Genomic DNA, 20,513 nt, shown 5'->3' on the forward strand with positions numbered 1-20,513 from the left:
TTAGCCCCAAGTTTTCGTATCGCCGTGCAGCTGAAAAAGATGACTGGATATTCTCCGGGAGAGCTCCCCGACTTGATCTGCGAGTTACAAGACAATCAAATTGCGTTGAGTGTTCGTAGCCTCCGAAAAAAGGGGCCACTCCGAAGGAGTGGCCCAAGTAAGGGAGGAAACGCCCTTGAGGGCCTCTGGGATCAGGCCGCAGCCTGTTCGATCGGTGAGAATGGCAAGCCGAGACTCTCGGCCACCGCCTTATAAGTCAGCCGCCCTCGATAGACATTGAGGCCTGCGCGCAGATGCGGATTTTCGAGGATGGCTGCAAATCCCTTGTTAGCGAGAGCCAAACCAAAAGGCAGAGTGGCGTTATTCAGCGCTTGGCTCGAGGTCAGCGGGACAGCTCCCGGCATATTGGCCACACAATAGTGAATGACGCCGTCTAGCTCGTAAGTTGGATCAGCGTGCGTCGTCGGACGCGATGTCTCGAAGCATCCGCCCTGGTCAATAGCTACATCCACGATGACGGAGCCTTTGCGCATCGAGCTCAACATGTTCCGACTGACGAGTTTCGGCGCACTGGCACCAGGAACTAGTACTGCGCCAATCACAACGTCCGCCGCAAATACTTCCTCCTCAACGGCTTCTATCGTGGAGAACCCAGTACGAACGCGCCCTTCGAAAAGTTCATCCAGCTCACGAAGCCGAGGAAGCGAACGGTCGAGGATGGTGACCTCGGCACCCAATCCCGCGGCCATCCGCGCCGCATGTGTACCGACAACGCCGCCTCCAATCACGACAATACGGGCCGGCTGGACACCCGGCACGCCGCCGATCAACAGCCCGCGCCCGCCCGTATACCGCTTCAGGGCCACACCGGCCGCTTCGACGGCAAGCCTGCCCGCGACCTCGCTCATCGGCGCAAGAAGCGGAAGCCCGCCATGCGCGTCAGTCACAGTTTCGTAGGCGATTGCTGTACAGCCGGACTTAATGAGCCCCTTGGCCTGCTCGGGGTCCGGGGCCAGATGAAGATAAGTGAAGAGGATCTGATTTTCTCGCAACTGGGTCCATTCGGACGGCTGCGGCTCCTTGACCTTTACGATCATCTCGCTCGACGCGAACACCTCGCGAGCAGAGTCCAGAATGGTTGCGCCAGCCGTGCGATAATTCTCATCTGTGGCACCTATACCAGCACCGGCATTGGTCTCGAGCAGTACGCTGTGGCCTGCGGCCACATATTCGCGGACTGCTCCAGGGGTCAGGCCCACCCGGTATTCGTGCGTCTTGATTTCCTTGGGAACGCCGACCTTCAATTGCAATCTCCTAACTTGGACAACCGCTCTTATAATGGAAAGAGCGATGCAAACCTGCGACGCGGGCGCCCAAGTAGCGCCGAAATTCAGCTATTCTTGATAGCATCACGCAGGATTCCATCGAAATGGCATTCCAGCGCCGAGCTCAGTGCCATCACTGTCGAATCGAATGGAATTGTTCAGCAACGCGATCGAGCACCTTCAGCGCGCGCTGGAAGATAAGGGCGTATCTAGAGCGATGCATTACCTGAACCCGTTCGACTTCCGTGCTGGTTAGAGTCATGCTGGGCAGTCAAAGTAACGAGGCACGGAACTGTTCAGAACCGGCATCGTTAAATGCCTTCAGTGAAGCGCTGCTTTCTGATGCCAGTAAGCACTGCATATTTCCTCCAGATGGATTTAGAGGCCGCGCGAGCCGCGCTGAGCGTGCAGCCCATCGGGTGATGGCGCTCTACAGGTTAGAATGCTCGTCGCTTGGGTGTTTGGGTAGGGCGAACGCAAGGCGCGTCGCGCTCGTGCTGCCCACGGGAGAGCCATGCGCTCACAGCGTACAGTGCGCCGAACACAGCGAAGAAGATCGACAGCAAAATGAACAGTAGCATCGGCGGCACACTTAGTTTCGCTTCGGGAATGCTGGTCGGACACCACGAGGCCCGATTCGTTAGCTTTGCCACTCTCTACACCCTGACGTTACGTGAGATTCAAGCCCCTCGAACAGATTCAAGCGAAGCGCCTGCAGAAGCTGATGTTTTTGATTTCGGCACGTTGCTTGCCTATTCAGGCAGCATCACCAATGCGCCCGTGAGGTAGGGGTGACTCCGCGCGCCCTGGCCACGGTCGGGTCGCTCCGCCCAACTTTCTGCGGCCAATCCGTAGCAGGTGCAATATGAAACCACACGTTTGGGCAGCGGCGGTCGCGTTGGCTCATAGTCTCGGTCGTCTTATCGTCCGAGTGTAAACTCGAAAGGCGTGTGTATTGCGGAATCGGCTTGTTCCGCAACGTAGTCAGCCGATACAACAACATCAGCTACTGCTACGTCCTGGCGGGTTGCCTAATCTGTACCATCACGGTGAAAAGTCGGACCTAATACTCGAACCGAATGGCTTGGGAGTACAGGTGCTTTGTCCACGACACGTCATTCTACTTCTCAGCAACACTAACGCGAGGCGAAGCCCACATTTTCGCATACAGCCTTTCACCGTGGATTGCAGATGGCCTGCCCCCTTCCTACGTGAATGGCTGAGTATTGACGTTAGCAAGCCTCTGGCATTCGATGAAAATCTATCAAGCATTCCACCTGATAGGGCGTTCCATCAACTGGCGAGTAGTCCTGCGGATCACCGCGATTCCAGCCTTCGCGTGGCTATTCATGCAGCTAGCCCAGATCTCGAGCGCCCCTCGACCGGCACGAGCCGGCGCTCCGCCAAGCGGAGCTGCCGCCAATCCGGCCACGCCCGATGACCTGGATACGGAATACAAGTCAGTTAACGCTCGCTCACTCCCGGCCGGGCATTGTCGCGTCACGGATTCGGAGCTCAGCAACGTTCGGCTGGGCTCAAACTACGCAGACGTTGTTTACCTGTTCGGCTGCGCAGGCACCATCACGTCACGTGAGACCGTCCAAGGAATTACGTTTCACGTGCTTGCTTGGAATGACGGGCAATTCTTAGCGTTATTCGTTAATGGAAAGCTCTCGATCGCATCGCAGTCCGCTCTTCGGTAGACGATTCGAAGCTTTCACAAGTTTGGCGAGCGCGTTTGCTCTTTTGCATCGCGGCCTTACACATGCGACGTCAATCTCTTGAGGCGTACGACACCAGAAGCGACGATTTGTTTGTTTGGAGACAATCCCAACAATCTAACCTCACGAGCGTCGCTGTTGTCGAGCTGGGGACCACAATGGGAACGTCTGTACCGCACGCGGATTGCCGGCCTGATGCACGTGCGCGAACTGCCGCGCCCTCTCAAAGCAATGCATGTCCCCCTCAGCGGCGGCACCTCACGTTCTACGACATGAAGATCCAGACGTCGCAGGTAGTGACGTCTAATTGCCATTCTTGCTGAGCAGAGGTGAAGGATACGACTGTCCTTTCGCGGAGTGACGATCCGCAGAGTGATACCACCGAAACGCATGCTTGGCGACGCGCCTACAACAATGCCAGATTGCGCGAAGAACTAAATGGGCTTGAAAGCGAACGCAGTCATCTCAGCTTCACCAAACGTCCGTATTAGCTTCCTCGGTCCATCCGAGAGTGCTTTCAACAGACTTACGGACGCCAGGCGCACTCTAACCAATCGACGACGCCTGTCTGGCCGGAGTACTTGTATGGTGGATTGTTTGAGGCCGTGCTTTGGTCTTCCAAAAAGCGGGCCGATCGACGTACCCACTTTTGATCGGGCGAGTTGTGTATTCGCTCGATGTTACGCTGGAGTTCTTAACATGGAGCAGACTTCACCCGAGCGATACCAGGCCTCTGACAGCCTCGTGAGCGCCGCATTCGACAAGTCATGGCGCTTTGTCGAGACCGATCCATTGCTTGTGCATAATGCAAAGGAATTGCTGCGCAATCGGCTACGAACCTATCTGGCACTCTCACGCAGAAACGGCGAGCAGGACATATTGCATCTTGCAAATAGCGCGATTTGGAAGCTGCGCGCCGAACTAGGACGGCCTTCAGACCTGTAGTATCCACCGCGCCTCGGCTGAGCGAAGGGAGCCTACCTTTCGCGCAGTACTCTAGTACGCTTTGGCCCCGTGTAGGCCAACTGGGCACGAAGCAATCCATCATCGGGAGAACACAGCTTCGCTCTTTCATCGGACGGTGCCCTGCTCATGGCAGTAGTTGCGCGTTTCCCGTAGTTAGACAAATGGTAAGCCTCCGAGGAGAACCGAGGAGAGCCGCCTTGCGGCGGGCTGACCTGATGGTTGAGAACTGTACGTATGGACAGCCATACGATCAGCGCGCTGAATCGACTTGAAGTGGTGGAGACGGGCCGGCGACGGCGTTGGTCTGAGGAGGAGAAGGCGCGGATTGTTTTGGAAAGCATGTCCGAGCCGCGTTTGGTTGCGGCGACGGCGCGGCGATATGGCCTGTCGCGTTCTCTGCTGGTGACCTGGCGAAGAGCCTTCGCAGCGAACCGGACCAAATCCGAGGCTCGCCTTGTCATGGTAGTTGTGGCCGAGGATGGGCCTGTGGCGTCGGCGGCGGATTCATCGCGTAGTACGACAGCACATTCGACCGAGCGTCGGATTGAGATCGAGCTGACCGGCGGGCGGCGCGTCATTGTCGATGCGAGCGTCGACGTTGAGGCGCTTCGCCGGATCATCGAGGCTCTGGATCCGCGATGATTCCGATCCCTACGGGAGTTCGGGTGTGGCTGGCGACAGGTCACACCGACATGCGCAAAGGCTTCGCCTCTTTGTCGTTGCAGGTGCAAGAGGTGCTGCGCCGCGATCCGCTGAGCGGACATTTGTTTTGCTTCCGTGGACGCCGGGGCGATTTATTGAAGGTGATCTGGCATGATGGCCAGGGAGCGTGCCTGTTTACGAAGAAGTTGGAGAGAGGTCGTTTTATATGGTCGTCGCTGGCTGACGGCGTTGTGTCGATCTCGCAGGCGCAGATGAGCTACCTCTTGTCCGGAATCGATTGGCGCAATCCACAGGAGTCCTGGCGTCCCACGAGCGTGGGCTGAAAGTTTGTCGTTTGAATCTGGCGGCGAATATGATTCCATCTGGTCATGGACTCCGCCGCTGACGGACTGCCGCCCGATCTTGCCGCCGCGCACGCCATGATCCTGACCGAGCGCGCCGCCAGGCTTGCAGCGGAAGCCAAGCTTGCTGAAGCGGCCAATGCCCAGGCGAAGCAATCGAGCACTGAAGCGCTGATCGCCCACCTCAAGCTCGAGATCGAGAAGCTGCGGCGGACGCTTTATGGCGCGCGCTCGGAGCGGTCGGCGCGACTGCTCGACTAGCTAGAGTTGGAGCTTGAAGAGCTCGAGGCGGCTGCGACCGAGGATGAACTCGCCGCCGAGAAAGGCCGGGAAGACGCAGACGGTGCGTTCGTTTGAGCGCAAGCGGCCCGTTCGCCAACCCTTCCCCGACGACATCGAGCGAGAGCGCGTGGTCCTGCCGGCTCCGACGCAATGTCCCTGCTGCGGGTCGGCGCGGCTGTCGAAGCTTGGCGAAAGCGTGACCTCGACGCTGGAGGAGATCCCACGACGGTTCAAAGTGATCGAGACGGTGCGGCAGAAGTTCAGTTGCCGAGACTGCGAGGCGATTACGCAGCCGCCGGCGCCGTTCCATGCGACGCCACGGGGCTATATCGGACCCCAGCTTCTGGCAACGATCCTGTTCGACAAATTTGGCCAGCATCAGCCGTTAAACCGACAGAGCCAGCGCTTTAAATGCGAAGGGATCGACCTGTCGGTCTCGACCCTGGCGGACCAGGTGGGCGCCGGAGCCTTTGCGGTTAGGCCGATTTTTGAACTAATCGAAGCCTATGTGCTCTCCGCCGACAGGCTCCATGGCGACGACACCAAGATCCCGATCCTGGCGAAGGGGAGGACGGACACTAGCCGGATTTGGACCTATGTCCGCGACGATCGGCCATTTGGCGGGCAAGGTCCGCCGGCGGCGCTGTTTTGCGCCTCGCGCGATCGGCGCGGCGAACATCCGGCGCGGCATCTTCAGAACTTCGCCGGCATCCTTCAAGCCGATGCCTATAGCGGGTTCAATGCTCTCTTCGATCCGGGCGCAAGGCGTCGCCGGCCACGCCTGCCTTCTGCTGGGCGCACGGCCGGAGGGCGTTCTTCGAACTGGCGGATATCGCCCAGAACGCGCGCCGTGGACGGTCGGCAGCGGCGATCTCGCCCCTGGCGCTGGAAGCGGTCCGTCGGATTGACCAGCTGTTTGAGATCGAGCGTGATATCTATGGGCTGAGCGCCGAGGAGCGGCTGCGGGTCCGCCAGGTGAGAAGCGCGCCGCTGCTGACCGATTTTGAGGCTTGGCTGCGGGCGGAATCTGCCCGGCTCTCGCGTTCGTCCAACGTCATCAAGCCGATTGACTATCTGCTCAACCGGTGGGATGGCTTTGCCCGCTTTGCCCATGATGGAAGGATTTGCCTGACCAACAATGCCGCAGAGCGAGCGCTGCGCGGTTTTGCGATGCCTGATTCATTGTGCATTCCTTCTTCAAGTGTCTGTAAACATTGGAATCGTGTCGGTGTCGTCGACGCGATACGGGCGACCTTTTCGGGCCACCGCAGATTTGACCGATTCCGACGCCAAGTCGTCGGCGCGAATCTGGTACGGCGCGCCGGGCACAACCTGCACCGCCGGCAGTACGCCGGATTTGATCAGACGGCGTATCATATGACTTGTGACGCGCAACGCCGCGGCCGCTTCGGTCAAGGTCAGCCATTCGCCATCCTTTTCCGCAGATCGGTAGGCATGGATACCGCGCACGCGGCGAACTGAAGAGACGCGATGCGCCGTCCAGGTCTTGCCCTGACCGGTAGGCAGGCCCATCCGATTAAGCGACGCGGCGATATGCTCGTCTGACCAGCGACCGGCCATGCTGCGCATGACCGCCAGCGCATCTTCGGTCGTCGCGCAGCCATGTTCTCCGGTTCGCGGTTTGCGCACGCGCAGCTCGGAGTGCTGGCCGCCGCGCCAGTGAATCGTAAGCACGACGTCACGCGCTTCTTCGTCGACATCGACGATGATGTCGACGAAAGCCCGCAGCAATTGTTGGCGTGCACGCATCGTGACGCCCGGCGCATTCCAAGCCTCAGAGAGGTTCTCTGCCAAATTGGCAAAAGCATTCGGATACACTCCGATCTCCGCTTGCTTTGCGGCCGGCCGGCGCTCCTCCAGATCGCGAACGCGGCGGAGCGCGATCTCCCAATTCTTCTCGAGCTGTGCCGCGATCAGACGATTGTCAGGATCACAGGCGGCATAGCGGCGCTCGGCCAAGCTTGCCTCGTAGCGCGCCTGCTGCAGTTCCAGATCCAGGATTCTCTGTTAGTCTTCCTCTTGTTCCCGATGCATCCGTTCCGCCCTGAACGCGGCTTCGATCGCCATTGGTTCGACAGCCCGGAGCAGTTCCCTCGCGATCGCGGAATCGACCCGCGGACCGCCGAAGGTCATGCACCGAGGCAAGCCCATCATAAGGTTTGGCTTGTCACAGCGATAGACCGGCCGACTTTGCGGATTGCCCGTATAGGCGACGCTGAGCCGTCGTCCGGATCGTCCGCAGGTCATGATGCCTGAGAGAAGCGCTCTTCCGCCTCGCCCGGTCTTGACGCCTCCGGCACGGCCGTAGTTGTTGAGGGCGAGCTGCTTCTGATTGCGCTCGAACTCGTCCCAGGTGACGTAGCCTTCGTGATGATCCTTGATCATCACTTCCCACGTCCCAAAGGGTTTGCTGTGCCCGTCGCTTCGCCGTGCCCTCCCATCGACGATGGCGGTGCGCTTCTCGCTTTTTCCGTAAACATAGACTCCTGCGTAGAACGGATTCTTGAGAACCGCGATGACGTTGCGATAACAAATCGGCACCCATTCGAAGCTGGTCATGCACCCTTCATCGGAGGGTCTTGGGAAATGGATTTGATCGGTCTTCATCGAAAGCAACACCTGGCGCGCGCTGCCAAGCTGGTGGAAGCGCGTGAAGATCAGTCGGATCACTTCTTGGTGGCGGAGGTTGGGATCAAGGCCAAGTCCGACTTCGCGATGCCAGACATAGCCGAACGGAACTGACAGTCGCAGCTCACCACGGCTCGCCTTCGAGCCGGCGGCGTCCAGCATTCGCGCTCGGAGTACGCCCAGTTCGAACTCGCTGATGCTGCCCTTCATGCCCAGAAGCAAGCGATCATTGGGCCGGCGGGGATTGTAGACGCCGTCGAGATCTATGACGCGGGCTTCGACAAGCCCGCACAGCTCAAGCAGGTGATGCCAATCGCGACCGTTGCGCGCAAGCCGCGACGCGTCGAAGCACAAGACCGCACCGACCTTGCCGGCGCAGAGCCATGCAACTAGGCGATCGAACCCAGGCCGCGCCACCGTTCCGCTTGCCGATCGGCCGAGATCGTCATCGATGATTTCCACGTCGACAAATCCGCGCTGGCGGGCAACGTCGACCAGATCATATTGGCGACGCTGGCTCTCGAGATTGGTCATGACCTGGGATTGCGTCGACTGGCGCACATATACGACCGCCTTGCGTTTAAGAACGGCCGCAGGAATCAGCTCAGAGCTTGTCATCTTCAAGCTCCTCGACGTTGAGGCCGGCCGCCTGCATCAGCATCTGAGCCAGTATCAATACAACTCTGTTCCGCTCCGTGGGACTCATCCCTTCCGATCTTTTGGCGTCGAACAGCAGGTTCATCTGCCAACTCGCTATTGTCGACGGCAGCTTGGGATACGTCATGGCATTTCTCCTGAACGATTCCGGCATTGCCCCAGGAGTGTGCCGTGTTGGCGGCGCCTATCAACAGCCGCTTCAGTTCAACAAGTGCCGCGAGGTCCACGCACGGCGTGCCCATGGACATCCCGGCGCAAATGACGGGATCGAGCATCCAGTCGGCGATGGTAACGACCACGCCCGCCGACCCCTAACGCTCAGAAATCGACCGGTTGCTCGCTGCGCTATGCGCCGGATGCCGACCTTGCAGCTGAAATAGGGATGCCAGCGGTATTGAACTTCCAACTCCTGCCCGACATGGGCAGAATGAACGGGTGATGGCTCTTGGAAGAAAGGCATGGTTGTTCGCCGGCTCGGATCGCGGTGCCGAGCGGGCCGCCGTGATGGCTACGCTCATCATGACGGCGCGTCTCAACAACATCGACCCGAAAGCCTGGCTCGCCGACGTCTTTGCGCGCATCGCCGACATGCCGCAAAGCCGGCTGCACGAGTTGCTGCCGTGGAATTGGACGCCTCCCACGTCGACGTCCTCCGCTCAGGCGGCGTAGCCGTGCACGTCAACAAAGTTCATTCCGTCTTCAAAATCGGTCGCGTCGCAAAGGACCTCGGCGAAGACGGAGGACTGGCTCTGGGACGTGGCCAACGGAATGGACCCGGAGGACGGCGTCATTTGGGTTTACGGCATAGGTGACGAAGGCGTCATGGCGTTCACCGACTTCGGCATCGAAAATCTGATGGAGCTCGTCAGGATACACAAGGAAAACCCCGAACCCCTCAAGCGGTGAAATCGGGAATCCACTCCGCGGCCTAGCTCGGATGGATACTGTCAAACGGGAGAAGGCCCGCCAGCAACGAAAGCCCGACGGAGCTGTCGCCGTTCACGGCAGTCACAGAGTCACTTTCACATACTCGAAGCCAGTGATGAACTGGTTCTTGTTCGGCTCAAGCTCACCGCGCGCCAAATCAGACGCCATCAGTTCGACGCAACTTGACCGAGGCGCGCTGGGCCTTCTGGAGGACCGGGTTTGAAGTATTCGAACGAGGTGACCTCAAAAAGGGATTGATTCGCACGCTACGTCAGATTGTACTAGTGGCGATCGGCGTCCGGACGTCACCGTACCCGAATATGTACGAACTGAGGAAAGTATAATGATTCAAAAAGCGTGCGCTGCTGGGTCTTGGAACAACAGAACGCGTTCCTGGAGAACAGCCCTTTTTGTTGCTCTGATCGCGGCGGCAGCTGCATTCACGGAACGGGTGAGTGCGGGGGAATTGATGGTGTGCTACGACGACGGTGAAGAAGAAGTGTGCCTAATCGACCCCGATCCGGGATGGGACTGAGCCAGCGCAACGAGCTCGCCTCGGCGCGGGGTCGAGGCGAGCTTATTACAACAGGTGAGCCAACAACTACCAACGCCGGCTGTTCCCTACTAATGCCCATTCAAAACGAAGTGCAAGGACCAAGTGATCCAGCAAACTGACCGACGTGATCAATGACAATGCCGCGGCACCCAGCTCTGTGAAAGGAGATTAGTGACGCGAGGAGCATGGAATAATTACAGGTTTGGTGCACGAGAAGCAAAGACAAATGCGGCATAGCTTCGAAAACTGATCAGACACGTTGCCGGCTCGGAAGCGGCGTGCCCGCTTTTCGGAAGAGCAGATCATGAAGAGCAGATCATAGGGATTCAGGGAGCAACACGAGGCCGGCGTATCGGCTCCCAAGTTATGCCTGAAGCGGCGTTAAAAGGGGCCGGCATCTACAAACGGAAAGCCGTGTTCGGCGAGCTGGAGGCTCGGAGGTCAACGGCTGAAGGTTGGGTGGAGACGATGTGGCTTAATCGCCTTATGGCCGACGCATACTGACAATGCAGCGTTGAAGGACCCGTTAGGAACAAATGGAGACGCAAGCGGCCAAGCGCAAGCTTTCGCTCATGTGAACTGGTTTTGCTTGGTGATGCGGCAACAGCCTATAGCGTTGCGCGCCCGCCGTCTGCTCGTCCCGAGGTAGTCCAGCTTAACGGTGAGTGCGGCGGCGCGCCGGCCGCACTTAACCTCATCCCGGACGCGACAAACCCGTCAACGCCGCAACGAAGTACGCCGCAAGAGCTGCAGGAGTAGATCTGGAAGTCCAGTACCACGAGGAAGGAGCCGTCAAGTTTAATGCGTTCTCACGAAGGTGCGACTGGTCGGACTGAATGAAGGCCATTTCTAGGTCGACGAACACGATGCCGCTAAACCCGGTTCTGACTGAGCATTCGTAGACGCCACTCTTTGCCTGCTTGTTTGATACCGACAACGAAACCTCATCCAACGTAGTTGGCCGATTTTCGGTTAGAGATAAAATGTCGGCAGTGGACCTGGACTTCGCATCATATGGACAGCTGCAACGAAATCTTAGTGCTCGCGAAGATCCTATTCGGCGTTGACATCTCCATATCCACAACGCACATCGATGCACATCGATCTTCATAAATGTACCGCACGCGCCAGAGCGGCCCTATGTCCGGTGTGAATCTGAAATCGCCAGAGTCAAGCGCTCTCGCGATCATTCGGACCGCATCACTGTTGCTTATCGGCAAGGAGAACGCTGCATCGATAAGTACCGCCAAGCTCATGCCGTCTGCAAGTAACGTGCGTGCAATGTTGTCGCCGTGAACGCGCCGCAAAGTTGAGACGATTGCCGCTACGGCATCTGGATCTTTCAAAGGCACTCTGCGCTAGCCTTGTTTGAGCCACGCACATCCTCGGGGTTCCGGCGCTAGATAAACGATACCTAAAGGGGATCTGGTTCGCTCGCAGCTGCGCCCTTCCCGTCTTTGCGATAATTGTTGTCGGTTGCGCCAACTTCCGGCGGAGCCCTTTGTTTCGACTATCACCCTGTGGCCGGCTACCACATTTTCGCGGACAGCTCCAGCCGCAAGGCCCACATCGAATTCGTGCGGCATGACTTCCTCGGGAACACCGACCTTCATCGCAATCTCCTCAACTTGGGCACTTTTACAATTGGAAGCGCAGTGCAAACTTGCAAAGCAGACGGCGAAATGGCGTACAGATCCAGCGATTTTGAACCTATTACGCACACTACAGACAAATCGCCGCCGATGGATCGATGTGACAATCCCTCTTCAAGCTCAGCGCGAGTATCAGCCAGATCTCGGTCGAATGGCACTATCGCATGATCGCGCTTGCGTTAGCCGTGTTCACGCTGCTCTTCGGCATCAACCACTTATACCACGAGCCATTCAGCGTGCGCCCCCGTACATCGAGTGACATCGCGGACAGCAGAACGAACAGCCGCACATTACCGAGCCAGCGATGGATCGCGCGAAGCTTTTTCGCGCACGACATCCAAGCCCTGAGCTCCCAAGAATGCGGACGAGCTTCCCTGAAGTGCGGAAGAAGCCACCGGCGAAGTCATTTAGCTCTCCATCAAGCGAGGACTTAAGCGACTGCCCTGCGGATGATGGACTTCCGACCTCATCCGCAATGCTGTGCTCGATTCTAGATTGGGTCATACCTTTGCCGAGTATTTGTTTAGTTTGGTTTCAAGCATGCGATAGTGATCGGCCTCCTTGGATCCCGACGCGCATTCTACAACCGCGCCAGGGCGACGATCTCCTCCAAACAGTTAATCGAATGACAAGGCCTTGACCCACCCTGGACCGCTGGGTTCGATGCACCAGATCGTTCTTGTAGCCCATCTTCATCACGGCACCGATTTCGAGATCCCAGAAGGTGGCTGGTTCGCAGCAAAGCCCGTCCTGCGCCTTTCACGTGCGGAAAATCCGGTGAGATCCGCCTTGGGATCGCGCGGCAAACCCACAAAAAACCCTCGTCAGCATCACTGGCACCGTCCGATCCCGCATTCGCGGTTCCGGCGATAGTGCTCGCCATTTCGTGCACGTATCTTGTGGCCGATCCGGCCATTGCCGTTAACGTTTCTGCGAGCAGTTCGACTTGTCGATGCCACCCTCGCCAAAGATCATGCTTTGTCTCGCCTGAAGGCATGTTGCTCTCCTTCCGATTGTCAACGCTTTTTCCGCGCGCTCGTTGCTCTCTCTCAGAAATGGACACACGGGTTTAAGGAGAGCATCGCTCGTCCTGCGCGTCTGAATGCCCTCGCCTCTCTCAGTGTTGCTGCCTCTCAAAAGCAACAGCCATGCCATCCGCGTTCAAACAGCTTGGTCTCCGATTCTCTTTAAAATTTCTGCCCGGCGAGCGTTGGCGGTGTTCTGAACCCGACAGCCGTGTATTGCTGTCAGAAAGCGGACAAGCATCCGCAGTGTTGGCGTGCGAAAGACTACTGCTTCGCGGCGATTGTCGCGGCCGCTGGAAGACTCGAAATCGCTAATCTAATTGAAACGTCTGGGTCCCAACTTTGCGTCCGGCGTACTTGTCTCGTGTTCTTTGAGCTCGACGCGTCATGCGCGCCGCATCTCGCGGTGACGGCGCCTTCGGAAGGAAGGTGAAATCATGGCCCACTCCCATCGCCATTCACCAAAGCGTAGTGCTCCACAGCCTTCATGGTATCAATAGAGAGCACTGCGAGGGCCGTTAGGCGTGATCTTATGCGGCGCGTTGGCTCTGATTTGATACCGCGGCCCAAATTTTGATAGCGCATTCTTTCTGCCACTGGCCCGTGAACTAGAGCTGCTTTACCTCGCGCAAGGTGTGCAGAGTTATTTCCGGCGGGCAGTTTAACCGCACTGGCAGAAGGCTCGTGCCAGCGCCTACAGAGGTATATCCGACCATCGAGCCATAGCGCCATGGTCCAGCGCCCATGAATCTAGGTAAGGCCGCCTCCAGCTTGATCGGAATTCCGCCGGGTAGGCAAAGCTGACCTCCGTGGGTGTGTCCGCATAACATGAGATCGAATCTGGCGCTCATCGCTATATCGTAAACTTCCGGCGTATGCGCCAACAAAATCGAAAATGCATCTGAAGGAATCTGCGACGCGGCTTTCTCAATGTCGTCTGCCCGATAGAAATGCGGATCGTCAACGCCGGCCAAGAAAATACGCTGTCCATCGCGAACAATCGGTTCGCACTCGTTGAATAGCATGCAGATTCCCATGGCTTCCATTGCAGGGGCCATACGGATGCTGTCGTGGTTACCAAGCACCCCATAAATTCGCCCATTCAATTGGGCCTGCAGTTCATCGATGATTTCTAGACATTTTTCGAATGGACCATATGTTTTGCCGCGATAGTCGCCGGTTAAGACGCAAATGTCGTATTGAAGGCGGCCGACCACGCTAACCAGATGCCGCATCGCGCCTACACTTACGTCGGCATGCAGATCGCTAATGTGAAGGATAGTGAAATTGTGAAATGCCGAGGGAAGATTCGCGAAAGCCACGCTGTGTTTTTTGACAAGGACGTGGTCAGCGTTTCGACGCGCACGGCCATAAAGTCCAGTCAGCTTAAGCGCAGTTCTGATAATCCAAGGTGCTGAGTACCAGTTTTCAAGGTTGAAAAAGATCAGTCCCTGGCCAAACAGCTGGGCCTCGCGCTCGACTTCGGTTTTCAGTCGCCGCTCAACATGTTCTGAGCCAATTCGCTCGATCAGGTCTTGCAGAGATGTTCCGGCGGCAAAGTTCGAAAGAGGATCCAAGTTCTAATCTCGCCATTGGGAGGCCGTTCCAAACAAAAGCATGAATGGCATGATTGGTCCAGTCGGCACCGGGCCGCGCGCAATTTCAGGCCATGGCGTAGCAGGCTAGCACCAGTTTGGCAGAATCTGTTTGCGCAGCGTTTTTCAAGGATTTGTTTTCGGCAGTATGGACACCTTTGAGACGGCGGCCGAAGGAGAGATCGACGATCGCGTGACGTACGGCGGGCATGGTTGGCTGAAGCGGAGGTCCGTTGATTCTTTTTTTCCGCCCCGCGTGTGCGATGCGACGATGTTGCAGGAAGGCGTGGGCAATCATTGTCATGAGGGCGTCGCGATGAAGACCTTGCCATGATCGCCCCTCGAAGTGATAACGTCCAAACGCCGTTGGTGCGATTGCCCGGCCGAATATGGTCCTCCGATGACGATCTACAATCGCTTTGTGCGCTGGGCAAGACGCGGGGTCTGGGAAAACCTATTCCGTGAGCTTTCCGGCCGGGGGCGCGCAATGCAGACGCAAATGATCGATTCCGTTCGCTGCTCAGCCAGCCTGATCTCGTTCCTGAGCGCCTCAAGGCTCGCTCCGGCCAGCGATGCGGCAAGTTCGGCACGTCCCCTGACAAAGGATGCGGCTGGGCACCGCTCGCTTTCCTGGATAGCGCGCGCTCTCATTGCCAGTGGTCAGAGCCGAAGAGGATCCAATCTCGGAATGTGCGAAAGTGACAGCTGAATCTGATGTTTGATGGATCGGCCGCAAGTCACTTAGCTGCTGCTCAAGGTTCGGTTGATCCGTGGATGGGCATCCCGGTGAGCTGGTTTGTGCGCTCAGGTCGCCTGGCTGTTGCTGCGCCCGCTGCTGCTGCCGCAGGAGATCGTGAGCGAGAGTGGAGTCTTCTGCGGCGTTCGGTGGTCATTCTTTTCGCCGCGAGCACAGTTGTTTCAAGTTCCATTTTGGGACGGACAGCTTTCGAGAAGCTGACGAATCACAAATGAATGCCACTGACGTCGGACTTTTTCGGCACTTCCCCGGCTCGGCAGCGGTCGCTGCGCAGGCACGATCGACAGCACGGACATCCATCGGCAGATGCGGTTCGATCTGCCCCCACTGTTCGTCGCTCAGCCAAAAGAGATTCTTGCGCACGATCCTAGCCCCTTCCAAAAACGAATCAGGATCGTACTGTGAGCGCAAAGAAATTAATGAGCTCTGACCCTAATAAAAGTGGCCGGTGAGCCGCCGACATCTGCCATGTCCACTTTACCCAGTAGCAAGCAGAGCGCTGGTTTAACGTCCGCCAGGAGCCAACAGGCATCATCCGACAAATCACGTTCGAGTGGCATGCATAGGTAGTATGCAGACTTCGTCCAATCCAAGAAGAGGGGCTGGCCCGGGGCATTACCAGTCCGCCGATTGGGCGGAAGATACATATCCACTTTACACCTCTCATTGTTTCTGTCCGCTACCAGAATCGAGAAGACCTGCTCCTTGTTGAGTACCTTCCGAGCGATTCAGTCCTCAAGAAAAACTCTTGTCATGTTAGCGACAAGCCAAGCGCCTATGGCTTTGAGCGCGTTATTTTACTATTCTTCGGCGCCGCCTTTCTGCGTGCGGCAGGTTGGGCTTAGCGTAGTCGATCATGGCACGAATCCCTCAGGAGCCTTCCGGAACTGGGATCTCAAGAATCGTCAGTTTTCTCCACGGATCAGCCGCGGACATCGCTTTCTTCATCACAATTCTATGTGCTGTCGGCTTCGCAAGCGGCCTGCTCGTGCCGAGGACGATCGACACGGGCCAACCTACGTGCACGGAAGCGCTTGCCGGAGACAGCCTTGAGGGCTCTGTTTGTCATTCGACACAGCGTCGTGGCGCGCAAGCGCTTCAAAGATTGTTGGAGACACTATGTGCCGAAGTGCATTGACCGAAGTACTTTTGCGCTGCAAGCGAGTAGTGGCACCCTGTTGCCGGCAATTATCTGGCAGATTCAGAAACGTTATGTCGCGGCGACAACTGCGACAGTCTCACTCATCGGTTGAATGATCGTGCTGAAGAGCACGCTTTCTGATCAATCACTTCGAATTGTTCAGATCACAAGGGCCGCGACATGCCGGCCCCGCAATTCCCAAACCCAGCTGTAGTACTATAAACCTGTGTCACACCCCCATTTATCTCGGCTTTATAATCGGGTTCTGGGCCGCCCCATTAGGCGGTCGGCCTCTTTTGTTGCAACCGTAACGACCGCCTACGTCTTTGTCGCATTTTCGAAGCGTGGGACATCATACAGCTGTTTGGGTAGACCGGGCCGGGAGTGCAGCAATAAGAGGTGAGCACGAGATCCAATGGGACGCGGTCACCCATCACAAAAGGAATAGCGGCCGTCGGATTGAGCCGCCCCCCGGAGCGACTGCCGCAATGAAGTAATTGCGATACCCTCATCGCTCGTCGCATGATACCTCGTGTCCTCAGTGAAGGCGCCGTGCCCTGTCTCGGTGGCCACGAGGTAGGCGCATGCCAAAGCACGTTACCATATTAAGGCGCTGCGTTATGATCGTCATGCGCTTGCAACCGTGATCCCGGAAATGGAGGCGCCGATCGGCAACGCCATCGAGCGGCTCCACGCTGACAAAGGCTATCTGGAGCCACAGTCGCCCGGCTGATTACAAATTCGGGGGCTCCTCAGGGCAGAAGCGGCAGGAGACGCCGAACATCAAGAGGTGCGAGGAGTTCCGCCATAGAGCGGGCCATCGGCCACTCACATCCGAGCTTCGAATGGGCCACAACTCGCTTTGGCATACGAGGTGCGATGCCCACCGATACTGTCCTCAGCATTCGGTAGCTCAGCCTATTGCTATGGCAACTCTTGGCCAGTCTCTTCTCCTGACACTTGATCGATCTAAGTCAATATCAGGTGTTTTGGACGCCACTTGCGAATGGGCTGCCAGAGAAATGGACGAGTCGGCCAGTAAGTAAAATTCCGATTATCACCCCTTTCTTTCATTTTTTCCGCGGCGCCTGCGCTTTGGCACTTCAGCAGACTTGGCTTGCGGAACCGAACAAGAACCCCAGTAACAAGCCTTCTCGCCCTTGTAGTTGGCCAGGGCTTGGAGCAACGGCGACAAGACATGCTGTTTCAGTTCGTCCTGGATAGGCTCCGGACTGTCCAGTGACTTCAGAGCGAGCTCGACCAACTCGATCGCGCGATCCTTGTTGCCGCTCTCGTAATAATAGTGAGCGACCGCCGCATAGGACAGGAACTTGGGGCCATCGTCGCGTTGCGGAGGATTGAGTGCCAGGATGTGCTCCGACAACTCCTTGCCTATGGCAAAGCGCTCGGCTGACGGGAAGTAGGAGTTGTCCTTCGCCGGATCAAAGAGTTCGCGCATTGCGCCGGCCATCCAGACCTCGGATTTTTGGTTGATCGCGTCACGAACCAGTTGGCGCAGGACCGGCAAGCCGGTCCGCATGTCATGCATTTTGTGAAGTAAAAGATCCACTTGAAGGACGCGGAACTTGATGTCGTCCGGCATCACAGCGACGGCCTCTTCGACCACCGAAAGCGCCCTCGCCCAATCCCCAGCCTTCATTGCTGGCTGCAGTTTGGCAAGGATCGTCTTGGTCAACGCTCGCTTGCGTGTTTCGCGCGTTCTGCGTTGACCTTCGGCGATCCGCTTCGTATCGGCGGCTTTAGCTTCATCGCTTGTGCGCCAGATGCCATTGAAAACTTTCGGCAAAACTTCATCGAGTAGCATTGGATGACCGATAAAGGCAATGTGGCCGTCACGGTCGACGACGAACGAGGTGGGAATGCCGACAGAGAGACTGGCGTCCATCCAAAGTTTGTTCATTTCGCCTGTGTAGTCGAAAGCGACCCGATAATTGAGCTGCGAGAACTTTTCGGTCAACCATGCGTCCAACTTGGTTCGGGCCTCGTCCGCGGTTGAAGCTTTTTCGCTAGCTGCGACACCGACGATCTCAAGCCCTCTGTCTTTGTATTTCTCTTGCAGCTGCACCAGATGAGGCATCGACGCCACACATTGTCCGCACCAAGTTGCCCAAAATTCGACGATGTAGACCTTTCCGGCCTGGAAGATCGTCACGGGCTGGCCGCGCAGCCAGTTCTGCACTTTAATGGGAGGAGCCTGGGATTCCATGCGCACGACCATTTTGCTCTCCAAAACTATTGCTAGTAGTTGCACGAATTTATACGCGCTGTCTCTGTAGAAGCGGGCGCACGGGTTTAAAGGAAGGAGAGCATCGCTTGTCTTGCGCGTCGGCGTGCCTTCGGCCCTCGCTTCGTGTTGCTGCATCTCAACAGCAATGGCCGTGCCAGTGCCGTCAACACGTGCTAAGCGCCTGATTACGCTTTCAAAGTCCTCCACGGCGCCGCAAGCAGATGGTGTTTTGAACCTGACGTGCCTTTGTGCCGTTGTCAGAAATTGGACACACGTTGCGCGATTGGCGCTGCCAGAGCAGCGTGGTTAGCCTTGCGAGCCGTCGAACGTAATCTGCTAATCCGGGTCCGCCGTCAGCCATGATTAGATGAAAGCGACAATGAAGATTGCGAACCGAATGAGTGAAAGCCGTGGAGCAGTGACACCTATTCGTGGAGGGTGACTACGCAATTTTGCAGGGACTGCAGCTTGTGCTGCATGACCAAATCGAGAGCCATGGGTTGCCGACGTCGAACGGGCCTATGGCTACCCGACCATGGGTTATTAATGCGCACGCGTAGCGGTGACATTGTCGACACCGCCTTCATCATCCTCAAGCAGCCGTTTTTAAGCTCGGACGAGAGGCGATCGGCATCACATCAGCCCTCCATCTTTGAATGAAGCCGTATTCGGTTGAAAACGACGATGTCGGACACCCTACAACGCCGCCAGGCCATTCCAGAAGGCGCGCTGACGTCCATGCTTGCTTCACTCTTCTAGGCAGCAAGGCGCTCATCAGGTCTGCGAGCGGCACGCCGATTGCTAGGATGAGCAGCGAAGACCCGCCGCGGCGAGAGCGGTGGCTGCGCTTCCGCCCCAGGACCGATCCGATGAAACCTCCCAGATTAGTTCTGATCAATGCAACCCTGATTTCGCTTATGGTCGGCAATGCGGAGGCGGCGGCGAACATCAAAGTTGCGGTCGCCGCCAACTTCAACGAGCCCGCGAGGGAGATTGCAGTGTCATTCAGGCTCGACGACCGGAGTTGACGCGCATGAGGAGCTTTTCGGCAGAGATCTGGCAGTCGCTCGGGCTCACGATCGAGCTCGCGAGCTTGACGACCCTGATCCTGCTAATCGTTGGCACGCCACTCGCGTGGTGGCTAGCACACTCCAAGAGCCTTTGGACCGAGGCGGTGGCGACGATCATTGCGCTGCCGCTGGTGCTGCTGCCAACTGTACGCGGGTTTTATCTGCTGGTGCTGCTTGGACCAAACGGCCCGGGCGGCCTTCTCGCCTGGCTCTGGGACGGACACACACTCGCCTTCACTTTTGCGAGGCTCGTGGTTGGATCGGTTTTGTGGGCGCTTACTTTCGTAGTCCAGCCTATCCGCAATGCCTTTGGCCATCGGCAACCGTCCGCTGGAAGCTGCGGCCACTCTGCGCGCCTCTCCATTGTATGCCTTCTTTACGGTCGCCCCGCCCCTGGCGCGACCGGGTTTTCTCACAGCCGCTGTGCTTGGCTTTGCGCATACAATTAGCTCATTCGGCCTCGTGCTGATTATCGGCGGCAACATTCCTGGACGCACCAAAGTGCTGTCGGCCTTTCTCTTCGACTATGTCCAAGCGTCGCGCTAGGGCGAAGCAAACCGCCTTGCCGGCGGCATGGTGATGTTTCGCGTTTGCGGTAATCATTACCTTAACGTTGATCGAAAGATACAGCCGAAGGAGGCGCACGTGAGGACAGCCATACCAGGCGGGATCGGCATCGCCTTCAAGGGCCAGCTGGGTAGCTTTTCGCTCGACGCGCAGTTCAGCGTACCGGCTAAGGGTGTAGCGGCGATTTTCGGACAGTCAGGCTGCGGCAAAACCCCGGTCGCGCGGTGCATCGCCGGCCTCGTGCGTTTGCCTGACGGTCGCATGCCACGCATCCGACTGCTGGATTCCGACAATCGAACATCCCAAAGCAAATGGCATATAGCTTGCTTCGCTGGTGGCGGAATCGTCACTCCGCGCGCGAAGTAATCTTA

General features: G+C 57.5%; 10 protein-coding genes and 7 pseudogenes. 11 read left to right on the forward strand and 6 right to left on the reverse strand.

The window, feature by feature from the left end; all coding sequences use genetic code 11:
• Window positions 1-191 precede the first annotated feature (191 nt).
• Complete coding sequence (ald, locus tag RX331_RS26080; RefSeq protein WP_317252654.1) at window positions 192-1,304, reverse strand: alanine dehydrogenase; 1,113 nt, start codon at window positions 1,302-1,304, stop codon at window positions 192-194.
• 588 nt (window positions 1,305-1,892) lie between these two features.
• Here ald and RX331_RS26085 point away from each other — a divergent pair.
• The 5 genes and pseudogenes from RX331_RS26085 to tnpC form a co-directional block, all read left to right on the forward strand.
• Window positions 1,893-2,114, forward strand: a complete 222-nt coding sequence (locus RX331_RS26085; RefSeq protein WP_317252655.1) for a hypothetical protein — start codon at window positions 1,893-1,895, stop codon at window positions 2,112-2,114.
• A 1,631-nt stretch (window positions 2,115-3,745) separates the two neighbouring features.
• Window positions 3,746-3,991, forward strand: a complete 246-nt coding sequence (locus RX331_RS26090; protein ID WP_317252656.1) for a hypothetical protein — start codon at window positions 3,746-3,748, stop codon at window positions 3,989-3,991.
• Between the two features lie 255 nt (window positions 3,992-4,246).
• Window positions 4,247-4,654 carry an IS66-like element accessory protein TnpA gene (gene tnpA / locus RX331_RS26095; RefSeq protein WP_317252657.1) on the forward strand — a complete coding sequence of 136 codons (408 nt, stop codon included), beginning with the start codon at window positions 4,247-4,249 and terminating at the stop codon, window positions 4,652-4,654.
• On the forward strand, window positions 4,651-4,998 hold the full coding sequence (gene tnpB, locus RX331_RS26100) for an IS66 family insertion sequence element accessory protein TnpB (RefSeq protein ID WP_317252658.1): 348 nt from the start codon (window positions 4,651-4,653) through the stop codon (window positions 4,996-4,998). The genes tnpA and tnpB overlap by 4 nt, the downstream gene beginning before the upstream one ends.
• 45 nt (window positions 4,999-5,043) lie before the next feature.
• Window positions 5,044-6,471, forward strand: a pseudogene (tnpC, locus tag RX331_RS26105) (IS66 family transposase); the annotation flags it as partial.
• Between the two features lie 24 nt (window positions 6,472-6,495).
• Here tnpC and RX331_RS26110 read toward each other — a convergent pair.
• Both RX331_RS26110 and RX331_RS26115 read right to left on the reverse strand, forming a co-directional pair.
• Window positions 6,496-8,565, reverse strand: a pseudogene (locus RX331_RS26110) (recombinase family protein).
• Entirely contained in the window at window positions 8,552-8,731 is a 180-nt protein-coding gene (locus tag RX331_RS26115) for a hypothetical protein (RefSeq protein WP_317252659.1), read from the reverse strand. Before RX331_RS26115 ends, RX331_RS26110 begins: the two are co-directional and overlap by 14 nt.
• A 305-nt stretch (window positions 8,732-9,036) precedes the next feature.
• On the opposite strand from RX331_RS26115, the pseudogene RX331_RS26120 reads away from it, so the two are divergent.
• Window positions 9,037-9,273 (forward strand): annotated as a pseudogene (locus RX331_RS26120) (transposase domain-containing protein); the annotation flags it as partial.
• Between the two features lie 2 nt (window positions 9,274-9,275).
• Window positions 9,276-9,510 (forward strand): annotated as a pseudogene (locus RX331_RS39040) (hypothetical protein).
• Window positions 9,511-13,372: 3,862 nt separating this feature from the next.
• On the opposite strand, the gene RX331_RS26130 reads toward RX331_RS39040, so the two are convergent.
• Both RX331_RS26130 and RX331_RS26135 read right to left on the reverse strand, forming a co-directional pair.
• Window positions 13,373-14,341, reverse strand: coding sequence for a metallophosphoesterase (locus RX331_RS26130; protein ID WP_317252661.1), 969 nt, complete (start codon window positions 14,339-14,341; stop codon window positions 13,373-13,375).
• A gap of 144 nt (window positions 14,342-14,485) precedes the next feature.
• A pseudogene (locus tag RX331_RS26135) lies at window positions 14,486-14,717 on the reverse strand (IS701 family transposase); the annotation flags it as partial.
• 3 nt (window positions 14,718-14,720) lie between these two features.
• On the opposite strand from RX331_RS26135, the pseudogene RX331_RS26140 reads away from it, so the two are divergent.
• Both RX331_RS26140 and RX331_RS26145 read left to right on the forward strand, forming a co-directional pair.
• A pseudogene (locus RX331_RS26140) lies at window positions 14,721-14,808 on the forward strand (IS5/IS1182 family transposase); the annotation flags it as partial.
• 265 nt (window positions 14,809-15,073) lie between these two features.
• A complete protein-coding gene (locus tag RX331_RS26145; RefSeq protein WP_317252662.1) occupies window positions 15,074-15,331 on the forward strand; it encodes a hypothetical protein in 258 nt (85 codons plus the stop codon).
• Window positions 15,332-17,314: 1,983 nt separating this feature from the next.
• Here the strand turns inward: RX331_RS26145 and RX331_RS26150 are convergent.
• Window positions 17,315-18,496 (reverse strand): TlpA disulfide reductase family protein, encoded by a 1,182-nt coding sequence (locus tag RX331_RS26150; protein WP_317252663.1) that lies wholly within the window; start codon window positions 18,494-18,496, stop codon window positions 17,315-17,317.
• 1,042 nt (window positions 18,497-19,538) lie between these two features.
• Between RX331_RS26150 and RX331_RS26155 the strand changes: the two are divergent.
• Window positions 19,539-20,224, forward strand: a pseudogene (locus RX331_RS26155) (molybdate ABC transporter permease subunit).
• Window positions 20,221-20,508 (forward strand): ATP-binding cassette domain-containing protein, encoded by a 288-nt coding sequence (locus RX331_RS39045; protein WP_410708017.1) that lies wholly within the window; start codon window positions 20,221-20,223, stop codon window positions 20,506-20,508. The pseudogene RX331_RS26155 and the gene RX331_RS39045 overlap by 4 nt, the downstream one beginning before the upstream one ends.
• The last annotated feature ends 5 nt before the right edge of the window (window positions 20,509-20,513 follow it).

This window comes from Bradyrhizobium sp. BWA-3-5 (assembly GCF_032917985.1).
Lineage (GTDB): Bacteria > Pseudomonadota > Alphaproteobacteria > Rhizobiales > Xanthobacteraceae > Bradyrhizobium.